This window comes from Saccharothrix isguenensis (assembly GCF_052936305.1).
In genome coordinates this window covers 556,667-573,773 of record NZ_CP193626.1, presented here as the reverse complement: position 1 = coordinate 573,773, position 17,107 = coordinate 556,667, and the positions used below count along the sequence as shown (strand labels likewise).

General features: G+C 72.3%; 19 protein-coding genes. 13 read left to right on the top strand and 6 right to left on the bottom strand.

What is annotated here, in order from left to right:
- Positions 1 to 58 precede the first annotated feature (58 nt).
- The gene (locus ACRAKI_RS02865) at positions 59 to 1,873 is read left to right on the top strand and encodes a dynamin family protein (RefSeq protein WP_447005494.1); all 1,815 of its coding nucleotides are present in this window, start codon (positions 59 to 61) and stop codon (positions 1,871 to 1,873) included.
- Positions 1,873 to 3,255, top strand: coding sequence for a GTPase domain-containing protein (locus ACRAKI_RS02860; protein ID WP_447005493.1), 1,383 nt, complete (start codon positions 1,873 to 1,875; stop codon positions 3,253 to 3,255). The genes ACRAKI_RS02865 and ACRAKI_RS02860 overlap by 1 nt, the downstream gene beginning before the upstream one ends.
- A 16-nt stretch (positions 3,256 to 3,271) precedes the next feature.
- On the opposite strand, the gene ACRAKI_RS02855 is transcribed toward ACRAKI_RS02860, so the two are convergent.
- Positions 3,272 to 4,087: a LysR family transcriptional regulator gene (locus tag ACRAKI_RS02855; protein ID WP_447005492.1), complete on the bottom strand. Its 816-nt coding sequence runs from the start codon at positions 4,085 to 4,087 to the stop codon at positions 3,272 to 3,274.
- A gap of 75 nt (positions 4,088 to 4,162) precedes the next feature.
- Between ACRAKI_RS02855 and ACRAKI_RS02850 the strand changes: the two genes are divergently transcribed.
- Positions 4,163 to 5,017: a PhzF family phenazine biosynthesis protein gene (locus ACRAKI_RS02850; RefSeq protein WP_447005491.1), complete on the top strand. Its 855-nt coding sequence runs from the start codon at positions 4,163 to 4,165 to the stop codon at positions 5,015 to 5,017.
- Positions 5,018 to 5,039: 22 nt separating this feature from the next.
- Here the strand turns inward: ACRAKI_RS02850 and ACRAKI_RS02845 are convergent, their stop codons facing one another.
- Entirely contained in the window at positions 5,040 to 5,471 is a 432-nt protein-coding gene (locus ACRAKI_RS02845; protein ID WP_447005490.1) for a nitroreductase family deazaflavin-dependent oxidoreductase, read from the bottom strand.
- Positions 5,472 to 5,517: 46 nt separating this feature from the next.
- Positions 5,518 to 6,321 carry an SDR family oxidoreductase gene (locus tag ACRAKI_RS02840; protein ID WP_447005489.1) on the bottom strand — a complete coding sequence of 268 codons (804 nt, stop codon included), beginning with the start codon at positions 6,319 to 6,321 and terminating at the stop codon, positions 5,518 to 5,520.
- 95 nt (positions 6,322 to 6,416) lie between these two features.
- Between ACRAKI_RS02840 and ACRAKI_RS02835 the strand changes: the two genes are divergently transcribed.
- From ACRAKI_RS02835 to ACRAKI_RS02820, 4 genes are all read left to right on the top strand, one after another.
- Entirely contained in the window at positions 6,417 to 6,791 is a 375-nt protein-coding gene (locus tag ACRAKI_RS02835; RefSeq protein WP_447005488.1) for a winged helix-turn-helix transcriptional regulator, read from the top strand.
- A gap of 102 nt (positions 6,792 to 6,893) precedes the next feature.
- Complete coding sequence (locus ACRAKI_RS02830; RefSeq protein ID WP_447005487.1) at positions 6,894 to 7,955, top strand: gamma-glutamylcyclotransferase; 1,062 nt, start codon at positions 6,894 to 6,896, stop codon at positions 7,953 to 7,955.
- 99 nt (positions 7,956 to 8,054) lie between these two features.
- Positions 8,055 to 8,687: a DUF4232 domain-containing protein gene (locus tag ACRAKI_RS02825; RefSeq protein ID WP_447005486.1), complete on the top strand. Its 633-nt coding sequence runs from the start codon at positions 8,055 to 8,057 to the stop codon at positions 8,685 to 8,687.
- Positions 8,688 to 9,482 carry an alpha/beta fold hydrolase gene (locus ACRAKI_RS02820; RefSeq protein WP_447005485.1) on the top strand — a complete coding sequence of 265 codons (795 nt, stop codon included), beginning with the start codon at positions 8,688 to 8,690 and terminating at the stop codon, positions 9,480 to 9,482.
- A 72-nt stretch (positions 9,483 to 9,554) separates the two neighbouring features.
- Here ACRAKI_RS02820 and ACRAKI_RS02815 read toward each other — a convergent pair whose 3' ends face one another.
- Positions 9,555 to 9,908, bottom strand: a complete 354-nt coding sequence (locus tag ACRAKI_RS02815; RefSeq protein ID WP_447005484.1) for a hypothetical protein — start codon at positions 9,906 to 9,908, stop codon at positions 9,555 to 9,557.
- A 215-nt stretch (positions 9,909 to 10,123) separates the two neighbouring features.
- Here ACRAKI_RS02815 and ACRAKI_RS02810 point away from each other — a divergent pair, with 215 nt between their 5' ends.
- The 5 genes from ACRAKI_RS02810 (at position 10,124) to ACRAKI_RS02790 (ending at position 14,898) form a co-directional block, all read left to right on the top strand.
- Positions 10,124 to 11,050, top strand: a complete 927-nt coding sequence (locus tag ACRAKI_RS02810; protein WP_447008317.1) for a hypothetical protein — start codon at positions 10,124 to 10,126, stop codon at positions 11,048 to 11,050.
- Between the two features lie 136 nt (positions 11,051 to 11,186).
- Positions 11,187 to 11,447 (top strand): hypothetical protein, encoded by a 261-nt coding sequence (locus ACRAKI_RS02805; RefSeq protein ID WP_447005483.1) that lies wholly within the window; start codon positions 11,187 to 11,189, stop codon positions 11,445 to 11,447.
- 1 nt (position 11,448) lies between these two features.
- On the top strand, positions 11,449 to 11,700 hold the full coding sequence (locus ACRAKI_RS02800) for a hypothetical protein (RefSeq protein ID WP_447005482.1): 252 nt from the start codon (positions 11,449 to 11,451) through the stop codon (positions 11,698 to 11,700).
- Between the two features lies 1 nt (position 11,701).
- On the top strand, positions 11,702 to 14,464 hold the full coding sequence (locus ACRAKI_RS02795) for an FtsK/SpoIIIE domain-containing protein (protein ID WP_447005481.1): 2,763 nt from the start codon (positions 11,702 to 11,704) through the stop codon (positions 14,462 to 14,464).
- Positions 14,464 to 14,898: a hypothetical protein gene (locus ACRAKI_RS02790; protein WP_447005480.1), complete on the top strand. Its 435-nt coding sequence runs from the start codon at positions 14,464 to 14,466 to the stop codon at positions 14,896 to 14,898. The genes ACRAKI_RS02795 and ACRAKI_RS02790 overlap by 1 nt, the downstream gene beginning before the upstream one ends.
- 58 nt (positions 14,899 to 14,956) lie before the next feature.
- On the opposite strand, the gene ACRAKI_RS02785 is transcribed toward ACRAKI_RS02790, so the two are convergent.
- The gene (locus ACRAKI_RS02785) at positions 14,957 to 15,364 is read right to left on the bottom strand and encodes a GNAT family N-acetyltransferase (protein WP_447005479.1); all 408 of its coding nucleotides are present in this window, start codon (positions 15,362 to 15,364) and stop codon (positions 14,957 to 14,959) included.
- A gap of 105 nt (positions 15,365 to 15,469) precedes the next feature.
- Here ACRAKI_RS02785 and ACRAKI_RS02780 point away from each other — a divergent pair, with 105 nt between their 5' ends.
- A complete protein-coding gene (locus tag ACRAKI_RS02780) occupies positions 15,470 to 16,477 on the top strand; it encodes an NADP-dependent oxidoreductase (protein ID WP_447005478.1) in 1,008 nt (335 codons plus the stop codon).
- Here the strand turns inward: ACRAKI_RS02780 and ACRAKI_RS02775 are convergent.
- On the bottom strand, positions 16,474 to 17,070 hold the full coding sequence (locus ACRAKI_RS02775; RefSeq protein ID WP_447005477.1) for a hypothetical protein: 597 nt from the start codon (positions 17,068 to 17,070) through the stop codon (positions 16,474 to 16,476). The two genes, ACRAKI_RS02780 and ACRAKI_RS02775, sit on opposite strands and share 4 nt — an antisense overlap.
- Positions 17,071 to 17,107 lie beyond the last annotated feature (37 nt).

The following is a 17,107-nucleotide window of genomic DNA, read 5'->3' as shown; positions in this document are numbered from 1 at the left end:
CTCTCCGGTGCCCGGGACTTTCACCCGAACGGGTTTTACCGGCACACTCTGCCGAGTGATGTCCGCGCCCTGGCTCGACGTGCTCGACGACACGATCCGGGCTTGCGCTGCGCACAACCGGCCCGACCTGGCCGAGCGGTTGCGCGAGAAGCGCGCCCGCCAGCTGGACCCCAAGCTCCGCGTGCTCGTGATCGGCGAGCCGGGGCAGGGCAAGAGCCAGCTGGTGAACGCGATGGTGAACGCACCGGTGTGCCCGGTCGGCGACGACGCCACCACCACCGTTCCCACGTTCGTCCAGCACGCGGAGACGCCGTCCGCCGCCCTCGTGCGCGGCGCGTCCATCGCGAACACCCCCACCGAGCGCATCCCCGTGCCGATCGACCAGCTCGCCAGCCGGGTGAGCGCGAACCAGGGCCACGGCGGCGACCTGGTCCGCGCCGAGGTCGGCATCCCGCGCGCCCTGCTCGACTCGGGCCTGGTGCTGATCGACACGCCGGGCGTCGGCGACCTGCGGCCCGCGCACACCGCGAGCACGTTCGCCGCGCTGCTCCAGGCCGACGCCGTGCTGATGGTCTCCGACGCGACGGCCGAGCTGACCGGCTCGGAGCTGGAACTGCTGAAGCAGGTCATGACGTCCTGCCCCAACGTGATCGTGGTGCTCACGAAGATCGACATCGCGGCGCAGTGGCGGCGCGTGGTCGAGCGCAACCGGGCGCACCTGGCCCGCGCGGGCGTGGCCGCGAAGCTGATCCCGGTGTCCGCCGCGCTGCGGCTGCGCGCGGCCAAGACCGGCGACAAGGAGCTCAACGCCGAGTCCGGCTTCCCCGACCTGCTGGCGTGCGTGCGGCAGGACATCGTGGCCGCCGCCGACCTGCTGGCCCGCCGCACGGTCGCCGTCACCGCCGCGTCGGCGATCAAGCAGCTGGTGGCGCCGGTGCGCGAGGAGCTGACCGCCCGCGGCTCGAAGGGCGGCCCGGAGAGCACCATCGCCGCGCTCAACGAGGCGCAGCGCCGCATCGACGAGCTGCGCCGCCGGTCCGCGCGCTGGCAGACGGTGCTGGCCGACGAGATGGCCGACCTGGTGTCCGACATCGAGTACGACCTGCGCGACCGGACCCGCAAGATCATGCGCGAGGTGGACCGGACGTTCGAGACGGCCGACCCGGCGCTGGGCTGGGACAAGTTCGAGTCCTGGCTGGAGGCCAGCCTCACCGAGGCCGCCACGACGAACTTCGCCTGGCTGCTGGACCGGTCGGAGTGGGTGGCGGAGAAGGTCGCGAAGAGCTTCCCGGTGGTCCGCGACGACCTGCTGCCCGAGTCGATCTTCCCGGACGACGTGCTGGACCGGGTGGCGCCCATGGACAAGCCGCTGATCGAGAAGTTCAACGTGATGCAGAAGGCCTTCACCGGCCTGAAGGGCTCCTACGGCGGCGTGCTGATGTTCGGCCTCGCCACCAGCCTCGCCGGGATGCCGCTGATCAACGCGATCTCGCTGGGCGCGGGCGCGCTGTTCGGCGGCAAGTCGATCATCGACGAGAGCGATCAGCGGTTGCGCCGCCGGCAGGCCGCCGCGAAGGCCGCCGCTGCCCGGCACGTGGACGACTTCTTCATCAAGTTCAGCAAGGACTGCCGGGACGCCGCCCGGCACATCCAGCGCAGCCTGCGCAACCACTTCTCCACGCTGGCCGAGGAGTTGCAGGAGACCCTGCTGGAGTCGGCGCGCAGCGCGCGCCGCGCCGTCCAGGACGACAACTCCGAACGCGAGCGCCGCAGCCTGGAGGCCAAGCGCGAGCTGGACCACCTCGTCTCGCTCTACCAGCGGGTCCAGGCCCTCGCGGGGGGTCAGGCGCCGCCACTGGGGATCAGCGCCTGATGTTCGACAGCACCACGTTGGACGACGAGGTCTGGGCGCTGCTCGACGACGCCCTGTCCGTCTACCGGGACAGCCCGCGCGCGGTCGCGTGGCTGCGCGGGCACCAGGCCAGGTTCCGCGAACCGGTGCGCGTCGCCGTCGCCGGATCACCGCGATCGGGCAAGTCGACCGTGGTCAGCGCGTTGATCGGCGAGGAGTTCGTGTCGACCGGCGGCACCACCTGGTACCAGGACGGGCCGCAGGCCAAGGCGCACGTCGGCCCGTACGAGGTGCCGGTGGCCCGCCGCGACGGCAAGGCGTTCGTGGACGCGCCGGACGCCGAGCGCGTCCTGGTCGAGTGGCCGTCCCGCTCGCTGCGCGACCTCGTCCTGATCGACACGCCGGCGGGCGCGCCGGTCGAGCAGGTCTACGGCGAGGCCGACGCGGTGCTGTACCTGACCAGGCACATGCACACCACGGACGTGCGCTACCTCCAAGCCGCGCACGACCACCCGGTGGCGCGGGCCGCGCCGGTGAACACGGTGCTGGTGCTGGCGCGGGCGGACGAGGTCGGCGGCGGCCGGATCGACGCGCTGTCGTCGGCCAAGCAGATCGCCCGCCGCTACCGGCGCGAGGCGACCGTGACCCCGTTGTGCCAGAACGTGGTCGCGGTGGCGGGGCTGCTGGCGGTGGCCGCGCGGACCGTGCGGGCGGACGAGTTCGCCGCGCTGGCCGCGCTGGCGTCGTTGGGGCGCGACGAACTGGAACACCACCTGCTGTCCGCGGACCGGTTCGTGGCCGAGGACTTCCCGCTCCGGCTCGACCCGGCGGTGCGCCGCGGCCTGGTGGACCGGTTCGGCATCTTCGGCGTGCGGCTGACGACCACGCTGATCCGGCAGGGCTTCGACACGCAGGTGAAGCTGACCGGCCAGCTGGTGCAGCGCAGCGGACTGGGCGAGCTGCGCGACTCGGTCGGCATCTACTTCACCGAACGCCGCGAGGTGCTGAAGGCACGGGCCGCGCTGCTGGGCCTGGACGTGGTGCTGCGCAACGAGCCGAGGCCCGGTTCGATCGGCCTGGCCACGGCGGTGGAGCGGATCCTCTCCTCCACGCACGACTTCCGGGAACTCCGGCTGCTGGCCGCGTTGCAGGGCGGGCGCACCCGGCTGCCCGGCGAGCTGGACGCCGAGGCGTCGCGGCTGGTCGGCGGCCTGGGCACGAACCCGGTGGTGCGGCTGGGGATGGACTACGAGCCGACCGGGAGCGAGCTGCGGCTCGCAGTGCTGGAAACCCTGGGCCGCTGGCGCGACCACTCGGTGGACCCGGCGCTGGACCACGGGCAGCGGCGGGCCGCGTCCGTGGTCGTGCGCAGCTGCGAGGGGATGCTCGCCCAGCTCGTCTGAGCTGGGCGAGTTCAGTTCAGTCCAGGGCTGCCGCGACCGCCTGGACCGCCGCCGACGGCGTCCGACGCGGGTCCGTGATCAGGAACAGCGTGCTGTCGGGCAGTTCGCGCACGCGCTGGAGCGTGCCCGCGTCCAACTGGTCGGCGACCGCCACCCGGGGCAGCACGGTCCACCCCAGGCCCGCCACCACGCACGACCGGACGGCCTCGATGCTGCCGAACCGGGTGATGCTCGGCGTCGCGGGCAGCTCCCGCACGAACCTGTCGCTGTACGAGCAGCCCTCCTCCAGCAGGAAGTACCGCTCGTCCAGCAGCACGCCCGGCGCGGACACCAGCTCGATCGGCTCGGCCCCGATCGCGGTCACCTTCAGACCCGGTGCGACCACCGCGTCCTCCAGCACCAGCGCCAGGTCCAGCGTGCCGTTGCGGACGCCGGTGATCGCCTGCCGGGTGCCGGACGGCGAGAGGTGCACGGAGATCCCCGGCCAGCGCAGGGCGACGTCCGCGATCCGCTGCGGCAGCCGGTAGGCGCAGACCGACTCGGGCGCGGCTATCCGCACGTCGCCCTCCACGGCTGTGCTCCCGCGCACCGCGTCACGCAGGCGTTGTTCGGCCGACAGCACCTCCCGGGCGTGCTCGACGGCCTGGCGGCCGGCCTCCGTCAGCCGGGCGCCGCTGGGCAGCCGGTCGAACAGGCGGGCGCCGAGGTGCCGTTCCAGGGCTTTGACCTGGCTCGTCACCGTGGATTGCACGAGGTGCAGCTCCGCCGCGGTGGCGGTGAAGCTGCCCGTGCGCGCGAGCGCCAGGAGCGTGCGCAGGAGGCGGGTGTCCACCGGATCGACAATACCGATCGAATGCATCGCAGGAAATCGTTGGACTCGATGGGGGTGGTGGCACACGCTGTACGCATGAACGACGCACAACCGGCAGTCCTTCGCTACAGCGCCTTCACCACCGACCCGGCGGGCGGCAACCCGGCCGGTGTCGTGCTGGACGCTACCGGTCTGGCCGACGACCGGATGCTGGAGATCGCCGCCGACCTGGGCTACTCCGAGACCGCCTTCGTACTCCCCCGGACCGGCGGGCGCGACTTCGACGTGCGGTACTTCAGCCCGCTGGTGGAGGTCCCGTTCTGCGGTCACGCCACCGTGGCCACCGCCGTCGCCCTGGAACGGCCGGGCACGCTGCGGTTCCACACCAGGGCCGGGCTGGTGGAGATCGTCACGACACCCGGCACGGCGACGCTGACCAGCGTGCCGACGTCCTCCACGCCCGCGTCGGAGGCGGACGTCGCCGAGGCGCTGCGGGCGCTGCGGTGGTCCGCCGACGACCTCGACCCGCGCTACCCCGTGCACTGGGCGTACGGCGGCGCGCGGCACCTCGTGCTGGCGGTGCGGACGCGCGAACGGCTGGCCGCGCTGGACTACGAGTTCGACGCGTTCGGCGACCTGCTGCGGGCCAACGACGCGCTGACCGCGCAGCTCGTGCACCAGCGGGGCGGCGACGGCTCCACTGGCGACGTGTTCGACGCGCGCGACCCGTTCCCGGTCGGCGGGGTCGTGGAGGACCCCGCGACCGGGGCCGCCGCGGCGGCGTTCGGCGGCTACCTGCGCGCGATCGGCGCGGTCACCCGACCGCGGACGATCACCATCCACCAGGGCGACGACATGGGCCGGCCCAGCGTGCTGACGATCGAGGTGTCACCCGACGACCCGCGCGTCACCGTGACCGGCGCGGCCGTGCCCATCCCCGATCAGGGTTGAGCCCGGTCAGGACTGAGCCCGGTCAGGACTGAGCGCGTTCGAGCACCACCACGGGGATCTCGCGGTCGGTCTTCTTCGCGTAGTCGTCGTAGTCCGGCCACACCTCGGTCATCAGCTTCCACAGCTTCGCCCGCTCCTCACCGGTGGCGGTGCGCGCGGTGGCGGGGAAGACGTCCGGTCCGACCTGCACCTCGGCCCGGTTCTCCGCGAGGAGGTTCCGGTACCAGGAGGGGTGTTCCGGCGCGCCGCCGTTCGAGGCCACGACCGCGTACGCGTCACCGTGAGGCTGGTAGATCAACGCGGTGCGGCGCGGTTCGCCCGACTTCCGGCCGGTCGTGGTCAGCAGGAGCGTGAAGACGCCCGGCCGCCACTCGTGGCCCTCGGTGCCGCCCGACTCGACGTACTTCTGGATGTGCTTCTTCACCCAGCCGACGGGGCTGTCCACTACTGCCATACCGCGACGCTACCCACACCGCGCGCACCCGGCACGTCGCGCGACGTCACCGGTTCCCGACGGCCTCCTCGATCGTGGTGGGCGCGCGGCCGATCAGCTCCTCCAGGTCGGGCCGCACCTCCGCGAGCACGCCGCGGCCGATGTTGACCTCGATGTCGGTGAGCAGCCCGGCGACGAAGTCCGGCAGGCCGAGGCCCTTCAGACCGGTGACGCGCTCCTCCGGGCTCACCTTCGTGTGCGTGGTGCCGGTGAGCTCGGCCAGCTCGTCGAAGCTCCACGCCCGCGGGCCGGTGAGCTCGTAGACCGCGTTCTCGTGGCCGGGGGTGCTCAGCACGACGGCCGCGGCCAGCGCCAGGTCCTCCCGGGCCGCGCTCGCGACCCGCCCGTCGCCGGCGGCCCGGACGATCGGGCCGGGGCACTGCGGGAGGTAGTTCTGGTGGTACATGCCGTTGCGCAGGAACGTGAACGGGATGCCGGTCGCCCGGATCGCCTCTTCGGTCGCCTTGTGCACCTTGGCCAGGCCGAGCGGCGAGGTGTCCGCGTCCGACACCGACGTGTAGACGATGTGCCGGACGCCCGCCTCCGCCGCCGCGCGCACGGCGTTCAGGTGCAGTGCGGCGCGGACTTCGTCCGGCCCGTCGACGGACACCAGTGCCAGCGTGTCCACCCCGGCGAACGTGTCGGTGAGCGGGCCGCCGAAGTCGCCCTGCCGAACCTCGACGCCCAGGCCTGCCGCCTTCTCCGGGTCGCGGACGGACACCGCCAGCCGGTCCGCCGGGAGGCGGGTGAGGGCGTGCTCCAGGATCAGGGAGCCGAGGTGGCCGGTCGCACCGGTGATCAAGGTCGTCATGCGGCCCAAGCTAGGTGGCTCGCTAACTATTCGACAGTACCTACCTGAACGTCAGGTACTGACCATCCAGGAAGTGTCCAGGTAGAGTCGCTGTCATGGTGCAGCGAGGTGACGTGTACAACCGCGACTGCCCGTCCAGGGTGATCGCCAACCACGCGACGGGGCAGTGGGGCAGCCTGGCCCTCTGCAAGCTCCTCGACGGCACGAGGAGGTTCGGCGAACTGCGCCGGGACGTGGCCGGGGTGAGCGAGAAGATGCTGGCCCAGACGTTGCAGGCGCTGGAGCGGGACGGGCTGGTGCACCGCGAGGTGCACCCCGTGATCCCGCCGCGGGTGGAGTACTCCCTGACCCCGCTGGGCACGCACGCGGCAGAGCGGATCAGGGACCTGTTCGGGTGGATCGAGGAGAACCTCCCGAACTTCCGCGCGGCGCAGGACGAGTACGACGCCCGGCGCGCCCAGGAGGCGTGAGCGCAGGAGGCGTGAGCGACGGGAACGGGTGGACGTGTGACGCGTCACCCCCCGAACCCAACGCCGGGTGAATTCCAGGTGAGGTTTGCCAGTATGGGATTCATGACTCAGCCCTTCACGGACGATAGTCACCCGGCCGAGCCCTACCCGGGAGCTCGGCCGGGACACTGCTTCGTGCACCTCGACGGCGCGGGCTGGCCGGTGACCCCCGACCCCGGCGCCGATTCCGGGTGGCGCGTCGCCCCGGACGGCCAGGACCTCGACGACTGGCTCGCGGAGCACGGCGAACCGCCGCTCGCGGGCCGGATGCCGGTGCTGGCCTACGGCTCCAACGCCAACCCCGCCAAGGTGACGTGGCTGCGGGACGAACTCGGCCTGACCGGCCCGGCGGTCGTGCTGCGGGCCCGCTGCACCGGCCTCGCCGCCGTCTGGGCCGCGGGACTGCGCAAGACCGACGGCCAGCGGCCGGCCACCCTCGCGGCGGCGCCCGGCGTCGAAGAAGAGCACGCGGTGTGGTTCGCCACCGCGGAACAGCTGCGGGTGCTCGACCGCTGCGAAGGCCGGGGCCTGCGGTACCGGCTGGTCCGGGTGCACACCGGCCGGGTGACGTTGTTCGACGGCGGTGTGGTCGACTCCGTGCTCGCGTACACCGGCGCGGGCACCCGGAGGATGCCGCTCCTGGTCAACGGCAAGCCGGTGCGCTGCTCGGACGTGGACCAGCGCGGCGCGCGACGGCTGGGCGGACGGCCCGCCGAGGGCGACGGCCTGGACGTGACGCCGGTGCACGGCGAGCCCGTGCCGGAGGACTGGCCGGACCGCCTCTTCGCGTACGGCACCCTCCAGCCGGGGATGCGCGCGTGGAACCTGGTCGCGCCGTTCGTGGTCGGCGACCCGGCGCCCGCCGCGCTGCCCGGCACCCTGCACGACACCGGCCGGGGCTACCCGGCGCTGCGACCCGGCGACGGACCGGGAGTGCCGGGGCACGTGCTGCGGCTGGAGAACCCCGAGGACGCCCTGCCCGTCCTGGACGAGTACGAGGGCGACGAGTACCGCCGGATCCGCGTCACGCTGCCGGACGGGCAGGTCTGCTGGACCTACCTGTGGACGGCCGGGGTGGGCCGGATGCCGGTGCTCCCGGATGGTTGGGTCGAGAACCGCCAATGACGCGCCCGATCCGGTGAATTCTTCGCCGACCCACCCAACCGATCCCGGGTTGGGTACGTCCTCCTGATAGGGACCACGTATCCGAGCCAGGAGGTGGACATGAGGCGACTCGTGGCGTTCGGCGCCCTGACGGTCGCGCTCACCGCGTGCGGGAGCCCTCGACCAGCGGTTGACCAGTCGACCCTCGCGGTCGCGCCACCGACCTCGACCTCGGCCTCGGCCTCGGACTCGGCCTCCCGGACGACCTCCGGGACGACGCCGCCGGCGGCCGGGCAGCCCGTGCCGCCGTCGCAGCCCCCGGACGCGGTGGGGTCGACCAGGTGCACGGCCGCGGTGCTCGCCGGTTCGGTGCAGACGACCGACGCGGGCGCGGGCAACCGGTACGGCGAGCTCGTGATGACCAACAACGGCTCGACGCCGTGCACCCTCAACGGCTACAGCGGCCTGCAACTGCTCGACGCGGCCGGCAACCCGCTGCCGACGGACCTCCAGCGCGTGGCCGACCCCGGCCCTTCCCCGGTGACCCTCGCGCCCGGCGCGGCGGCGTCGGCGAACCTCCACTGGACCGTCGTGCCGACCGGTGGCGAGCCGGTGGACAAGCCGTGCCGGCCGGAGGCCGCGAGCGCCGCCGCGATCCCGCCGGACGAGACCCAGCCGGTGAACTTCGCGTGGGGCCTGGGTCCGGTGTGCGGCGGCGGGAAGATCGAGATCAGCGCGTTCTACGCTGGCTAGGTGATCGAGTCGAACGTCCCCGGCCACGCCGGTGAACTCGCGGTTCGGACCTGGCCCAACCTGGACGCCCGCTGGCTCGCGGTGCTCGTGCACGGGTACGGCGAGCACAGCGGCAGATACGGGCACGTCGCCGAGGCGCTGGTGGAGGCGGGCGCGCTGGTCGTGGCCGCCGACCACGTCGGGCACGGCCGGTCCGAGGGCGAACGGGCGCTGATCACCGACTTCGACGGCGTGGTGGCGGACGTGGGCGCCACGGTCAGCTCGGCCGCGTCCGACCTGCCCACGGTGCTGGTCGGGCACGCGGAAGGCGGGTTGGTGGCGGCCCGGTACGCCCAGCGGAACCCGTTGTCGGCGCTGGTGCTGTCCGCGCCGGTGCTGGGCACCTGGCAGGGGCTGGACCTGTTGGGCCGCGCGGAGGTCCCGGACGTGCCGCTGGACCCGGACCTGCTGTCGCGCGACCCGGAGGTCGGCAAGCGGTACGCGGCCGACCCGCTGGTGTGGCACGGCCCGTACCGGCGGGAGACGTTGGAGGCGCTGGAACGCGCGCTCGACGACGTCAACTACGGGCCGGCGCTGGAACACCTGCCGACGCTGTGGCTGCACGGGGACGCCGACGATCTGGTGCCCCTGGCCGACACCCGCACCGGCACCGACCGCCTGCGCGGCCTGCTGTTCGAGGAACGCGTCTACCCCGGCGCGCGCCACGAGGTGTTCAACGAGACCAACTCGGCCGAGGTCCTGGCCGACGTGACGGAGTTCGTCCGCCGGGTGCTCGACCTGCCCCGAACGACCTGACCCGGCCCGACCTGGCCCGGTCGACCAGCGTGGGTGGGGCGGCCGACGCGGGCCGCCCCACCCGGTCGCGGGTCAGTTGTCGTGGTAGTCCGGGCTGTCGGCGGTCGCGTGTGTCGAGCCGGTCCACGCACCGTGGGAATCCGACCAGGTGTACTGGTCGTAGTAGCCCGCATCGCCGTCGTACACCCATGACGCCACCAGCAGCGAGCCCGCGCCATCCGGGCCGGCGACCTGCCACACCTCGTAGAAGTACGCGTTGCCGTCGTCATCGGCGGCCGACCCCTGGTCGTACACCATGGCGCCGTAGTGGGTGGCAGCCGCGTGGTTCTGCTCGTACTCGGTGTCGGCCGAGGCGATGCCCGCAGCCCCGACGACGATCGGAAGCGCGAGAGCCCCTGCGACGATGGCTCGGATGATGCTGCGCATTGTGGAACCTCCTGGGATTGGTTGACCTTGCTCCCATATCGTTACCTCGGCCGGCGGATCGCGGGGCGGTGTCGACCGCATCGTGTGACCGCCGGTTTGAACCGGCGAAAACGGTCTGATCAGCGGACATCACAAGGGGTGCGCGCGAGCCCCTGCTTATGGGTGACATCGGGTACCCATACGCGCCACCACGCCGTCGTGGACAATCCGTGGAGATGGTGGGAGAAGACCTGGAGCTGCTGATCACCGCGGTGGTGGCGGCCGACGACGAGCAGCAGGCGCGCGCCGCCTGCACCCGACTGCTGGACCAGGTCCGCGGGCGGGTCGTGCGGGCCGTCGACTGCTCCGACGAGGAACCGGGCTGCTGGTCGGTGACGATCAGCGGGGTCAGCGGCGAGCGAGCGACGCAGAACGTGGCCGGCGCGCTCGCCCGCGCGGTGCGCGCGTTCGTCCGGCAGCTGGGCGACGAGTTCCCGATGCCTCGGGTGGCGTGCGAGCCGCCGACCGCGTGGACGGTGCTGGAGGACCCGGCGCTGCTCGACGGCCCGGTGCCCGGTGGCGAGCGGCTGCTGGTGGAGGCGTGGGCCGGCGGCGACCCCCAGCGCAACACCCCGCAGCACAACGCACCCCGGCACACCGACCCTCAGCACACCGACTCTCAGCACACCGGCGCGCAGCACGCCGGATCAGCGCACAGCGACGCCCCGCCACCCGGGAACAGCCCCGAGTACCGACCCGCACCGGCCGTCGCGGAGCCCGGCGCGGACGCCGCTGACGTGCCCGGACCCGCCGCCAGGCTGACGTTGCGCGTCGACGTGGCCACGGACCGGTCCGCGGGTGCCGAATGGCAGGCACGGGCGGTAGCGAGCCGCGTCGCGCGGAATGGCAAGATCACCCGAGTGGCTCCCCTTGGGCACCTACTGAGCGTGCACGTAGACCTTGGATCGAGCGTAAATTCACCCGCTGTCGCGCTACACGACGCGGTGGCCTCACTGGGCCGTTCGGGATGGTCCGCGGTCGAGTGGGCGAACGGCGCCGGCTCCGTTCGCTGGTCGGCGACACCCGTGCCGCCGGCGGGGATCGCCGCGCTGGAACTGACAGCGACACCGGCCTCGGCATTCGTGTGGACGGTGCCGGACTGAGATCCACAACGCTGACCCGATCGAGTGGATTAACACGCCACCCGGTCAGCCGATCTTGCTTGTGAATCGTGGTTCTTTAGGTACTACTTTCAACTATAGGAACGCCAACACCGCGCGGGAGGGGTCGGGATCCGACATGGCCAGCATCGAAGAGGTCCGCGCCGCCATCGCCCAGGCCGTCGAGAAGGCGGACCAGGGCATCAAGGCTTTGCAACAGGCCGCCGACCTGGCCGGTGAAGCGCAAGCCCTGCTGAGCACGGCGACCCAGGGCAGCAACCAGGCCGACGTGGAGCAGGCGAACGCCAGCTTCGCCGAGGTCGTCAACGGCGTCTCCGACCTGCAACAGCACCTCGGCCACGGGATCGCGCAGGCCGAGAGCATCAATTCCAGGTTGTGACGTGACGTCGGTAGGCGAGGTCAGGATCGCGCTCGAGCAGAGCTGCGAATTGCTCCGGGACGCCTACCGCAGCGTCCGGGAGGCCCAGCACGCGGTGGACGAGGCGGTCGACATCCTGGTCGCGGCGAGCGCCCATCACCACGAGTCCCTGGTGCCCGCCGGGTTCGTGAAGGCGGGTGAGCGGTTCGCCGACGAGCTGGAGCTGATCGTCGTCAGCCTCGAACTGGTCCAACGCCTAGCCGTGGAGCTGTGACGTGAGCAGGCGTGACGAGCGCCGGAAGAGGATCGAGGGCTCCTTCGAGGAGTTCCGCGGGGCGGTTGCCGCCGCGTTGGGCAACGCCTCGCGCGAACAGCGCCAACTCGCCGACGAACGCGCCCGCGACATGTTCGAGGTGATGGTGCGCGGGCAGGGCGTCGACCGGGCGCGGGAGGACCCGCTGCTGGCCGGGGCGATGGAGAACCCGCTGTTCCGGCAGCAGGTGGCGAAGGCGCTGATCGACCGGGTGGACGCGTTCCGGGACTGGTCGGAGCACGGGCCGGACGCGTTGACCGGCCTGGTCGACGCGGTGGCCGACGGTCCGGCGTCGTGGGAGCACCAGCGGTGGCTGGGCACTCCGGGCACGGCCGAGGCGACCGAGGGCGTGCCGGAGCTGTGGCGCATCGGCACCGGTGTGGTGCGCAGCGCGCCCGAGCCGCAGCGGTTCACGGTGGCGGTGCCGCTGCTCGACCACGCGCACCTGCACGTGTCCTCCACGTACGAGAGCAGGCCCGCGGCCGAGGGGCTGGTGGAGAACCTGCTGCTGCGGCTGCTGAGCCACTTCCAGCCCGGTCTGGTGCACGTCCACGTGTGGGACGTCGGCCAGCTCACCGGCGCGCTGCCCGGCCTCTACCCCCTGACCCGCGCGGGCCTGCTGACCGTGCACGACCCGGCCCGGCTGCACGAGCTGCTGGACGAGCTGTCCGACCACATCCGCCGGGTGCACACCGGGGTGCTGGTCGAGGGCCACCAGTCGGTGACGGCGGCGGGCGGGCGGCGGACCGAGCCGTGGCGGGTGGCGGTGCTGTTCGGCAACCGGCAGGCGCTGCGGGAGGAGCACCAGCAGCAGCTGCAACGGGTGGCGCGCAACGGTTTGGCGGCCGGCATCCAACTGGTCATCGTCGACATCCCGGTCACCGTCAACTCGCCGATCGAGACCGTCGCGATCGCCGCCGACCAGACCGCGACCTGCACGATGACCGGCAAGCACGTGACCGTCACGCTCGACCCGCCGTTCCCCCGCGCCCTGGTCCCGCGCGCCTGCGCGGCCATCGCGGACAAGCGGGAGGAGCGCCGGAACCGGCTGAGCACGTTCGCGGACCTGCTGCCGGGCGAGCTGTGGCAGGACGACTCGTCGGCGGGCGTCGTCGCGCCGGTGGGCTTCCTGGAGGGCGAGCCGGTGCACGTGGCGCTGGGCGACACGTCGCCGCACGCGCTGATCGGCGGGCCCAGCGGCTCGGGCAAGACGAACTTCCTCTACGCCATGCTCGGCAGCCTGGCCGCCCGGTACCACCCGGACGAGCTGGAGCTGTACCTGCTGGACTTCAAGGAGGGCGTGTCGTTCGCCCAGTTCGCGCCGGGCCGCAAGGACCCGACGTGGTTGCCGCACGCGCGGCTGGTCGGCGTGAACGTCAACACCGACCGCGAGTTCGGCGTGGCGCTGCTGGCGTTCCTGGCCGACGAGATGCGCCGGCGGGCGGACGCGGCCAAGCGGCACGAGGTCACCAAGCTGGAGCAGCTGCGCGAGGAGGACCCGGGAGGGCACTGGCCGCGGATCGTCGCGGTGATCGACGAGTTCCAGTACCTGTTCGGCGAGCGCGACCAGGTCACCGCGAAGGCCACCCAGCTGCTGGAGGACGTGGCGCGGCGCGGCCGGTCGCAGGGCATCCACCTGGTGCTGTCGAGCCAGGACGTGTCCGGCATCGAGGGCTTCTGGGGCAAGTCGGCGATCTTCGAGCAGTTCACCGTGCGCATCGCGCTGCCGAAGGCCCGCCGGGTGCTGGCCGAGCCGCAGAACGACGCCGCGGTGGAGCTGCCGCGCTGGCACGCGGTGGTCAACCACGAGTCCGGTGTCCGGCCGGGCAACGAGATCGCGCGCATCCCGGACGCCACCGCCAAGGGCACGTTCGACGCGCTGCAAGCGGAGCTGCACCACCGGCGGCCGGCGGACCTGGCGGAGCCGATCCTGTTCGACGGCAGCAAGGTGCCCGCCCTGCAGGCGCTGCCGGACTTCCGGGCGCTCACATCGGGCACGGGCAACCCGACCGTGCTGCTCGGCCAGGTGATCGACGTGGCGGGCAGCGCGGCCAAGGTCCGCTTCGCCCGCACGCCCGGCCGGAACATCGCCGTGCTCGGGTCGCTGGCCGACGACGCGGCGGACGTGCTCGGCGGCGCGGCGCTGTCGCTGGCCCGGCAGCACGAACCGGGTGACGCCCAGTTCACCCTGGCGTGCCTGGCCGAGGACGCCTGGCCGCACGCGGAGAAGCTGGTCAAGCAGCTGCGCGGCGCGGGCCAAGCGGTGGACCTGCTGGGCCTCGACGGCATCAGGTCGCTGGTCGAGGACGTGGCCGCTCGGATCACCCGGAGCATGACCGGTGAGACGGGCGCCCCGATGCAACCGCACTACGTGGTGGTTTACGCGGTGGACGCGGCGCACACCCTGTTGGAGGCGAAGAACCCGACGACGCGCGTCTCCGGGGTGGACAACCTGCGAACAGTGCTCAAACACGGCCCGGAGAACCGCACCCACGTGCTGGGCTGGTGGCGCGGGGCGCAGCGGCTGAAGAACAGCCTGTCGCCCGGTGTCTACGACGACATCGGCGCGTGGGTGGCGTTCGACATCCAGGGGAAGGAGCTGCTCCCGTTCGGGCCGGAACAGGTCATGGCGTGGTCACCGCGACCCCGCCGGGGGCTGTTCTTCGACCGGTTCGAGCACTCACGGCCGCAGGTCGTCATCCCGTTCGACACCGGGGAGGAATAATGACCAGCCGGATCTCGGTAGTTCCCCCGCAGCGCACCAGCGGTGACGGCGTTCCGCCGGAAGCCGAGACGGTCACGGCCGTCGAGCGGTACAAGGAGATCGTCGCGCTGGCCGACGAGTCGGTCGAGCGGATGCGCGCCGCCGACCGGGCCAGGGTGCGCGACCTGCTGGCGCGGCTGGCCGCGTCGCAGGACCGGATGGCCGAGGTGATCGAGCAGGAGCAGCTCGTCAAGCTGATCGTCGCGGTGCACTGGGAGGCCGCGGTCGAGCTGCTGTGGGACGAGCGGTGGATGGCGATGACCCCGGTGCCCGGCCCGGACGAGTCGGTGCCGCCGCGCGACCAGCGCGAGTACAACACCGCGATGGACCTGGCCTACCAGGCGTTGGAGGAGTCGTTGCAGAAACGCACCCTGTTGCGCCGCAAGGGCTCCTAGGGCCTTCCGGAACCGCCGCAGAAGCCCCGAAAGCCCCGCGGGAGCCCGGCAAGAGCCCTCAGAAGCCCCAGGACACGGCGACGGTGTCGAAGTCGAGTTCGGCGCCGGCGCTGCGGTAGGTGGCCAGGGCGGCGGCGTTGTCCTTCTCGGTGCCGGTCCACACGCCGGTGCAGCCGCGGTCCCGGGCCAGCCCGATCAGCCGCTCGATCAGCGCGGTGGCGATGCCCCGGCGCTGGTGGGCGTCGTCCACGCCCAGTTCGTAGAGGAACATCTCCACGCCCTTGTCGGGGTGGATGGTCTCGACACCGGACACGAACCCGGCGGGCTCGCCGTCGACGTACGCGATCAGCAGGTGGTGCCGGTCGTCGGCCAGGAACGCCCGGGTGGCGTCCTCGCGCGGCACGTCGTCGAACAGGTGACCGGCGGCCACGACCGCGTCGAGCGACGTGACCACGCGTATGTCCATCCGGCGACGGTACGCCTCGGCGATGACTCCGGTCACCCGTATTCGAACGGGTGGGAATCGGCCCGGCCGGGAATAGCGGTGAGGTCCCGCGTCGTCGTGATCCATATGACGTTCCCGAACACCGCGCGGGAGATCCGCCTCGCCTCCCGTCCCGAAGGCTTCCCGACCGCCGACAACTTCGACCTGGTCGACGTGCCCGTGCCCACCCCCGGCGAAGGACAGCTGCTGGTCCGCAACGTCGTCATGAGCGTCGACCCGTACATGCGCGGCCGGATGAACGAGGGCGAGTCGTACGTGCCGCCGTTCGGGCTCGGCGAGCCCCTCACCGGCGAGGCGGTCGGCGAGGTCGTGGCGTCGAACGCGCCGGGGTTCGCGGTCGGCGACACGGTGCTGCACTTCCTGGGCTGGCGCGAGTACAGCGCGGTGGACGCGGCGGAAGCGGTGAAGGTCGACCCGGAGGCGGCGCCGCTCGGCGCGTACCTGGGCGTGCTCGGCATGCCCGGCCTCACCGCCTACGCGGGCCTGCTGGAGATCGCCGCGTTCAAGGAGGGCGACGCGGTGTTCGTGTCCGGCGCGGCGGGCGCGGTCGGGCAGGTCGTCGGCCAGGTGGCCCGGCTGCGCGGCGCGAAGCGGGTCATCGGCAGCGCGGGCAGCGACGCGAAGGTGAAGTACCTGGTCGAGGAGCTGGGCTTCGACGCGGCGTTCAACTACAAGGACGGCCCGGTCCGGGAACAGCTCGCGAAGGCCGCGCCGGACGGCATCGACGTGTACTACGACAACGTCGGCGGCGAGCACCTGGAGGCCGCGATCGACGCGCTGACCGTCTTCGGCCGCGTCGCCCTCTGCGGCTCGATCTCGAACTACAACACCAAGACCCCGACCGGCGTGCGCAACATCGGCCTCGCCGTGGGCAAGCGGCTGACGCTGCGCGGGTTCCTGGTCTGGGACCTGCAGCACCTGCGCGAGCAGTTCGTGCAGGAGGTCGGCGGCTGGATCGCCGAGGGCAAGCTCCGCTACCGCGAGACCGTGACCGAGGGCCTGGACCGCGCGCCGGAGGCGTTCATCGGCATGCTGAACGGCGAGAACACCGGCAAGGCCCTCGTCACCCTCTAACCCCGCGCGGGCGGTACCGCCTCCGGCGGCGACGCCGCGTGCCCGTCGACGACCTCCGGGCCCTCGACCAGCGCGGCGTCGCCGGTGAACTCCCGGCCGAACGCGTACGCCCGGAGGCAGTAGTCGAACCCCGAGTCGGTCAGCGGGGCCAGGTCCTCCCGCTCGCAGTGGTCCAGGAAGCCCTCGGCCGCCCGCCACCCCTCCCCGTCGAACCAGAAGACGCCACCGGCGTAGTGGATCGTGCGCCCGGTCTCCGGGTCGGTGAGGTTCAGCGACTCGTAGTTCTCCGGGCGGTTCCGCACCAGCCCCACCAGGGGTTCGGGCACCCCTCGGTACAGCGACTCCTGGAGGGCGTAGTCGTCTTCGGCGTACAGGTTCAGGTCCGACTCGTGGTCGAAGGTCAGCAGCAGCGCGCGGCCGTCCGGCGTGAAGTACCAGACGGCCGACTGCCCGCCGCCGTCGTTCCACGCGAACCGCTCCGCGCCGTCCACCACCACCGGCGGGATGTCCGCGAGCCGGTTGACGATCGCCGCACGCCGGCGCACCTCGGCGAGAGGGGTCGCCTTGAGGGCGTTCCAGGTGTCCTCACTCATGCGCGCAGGCTACTGATCCACCCGCGGCCGCGACCGC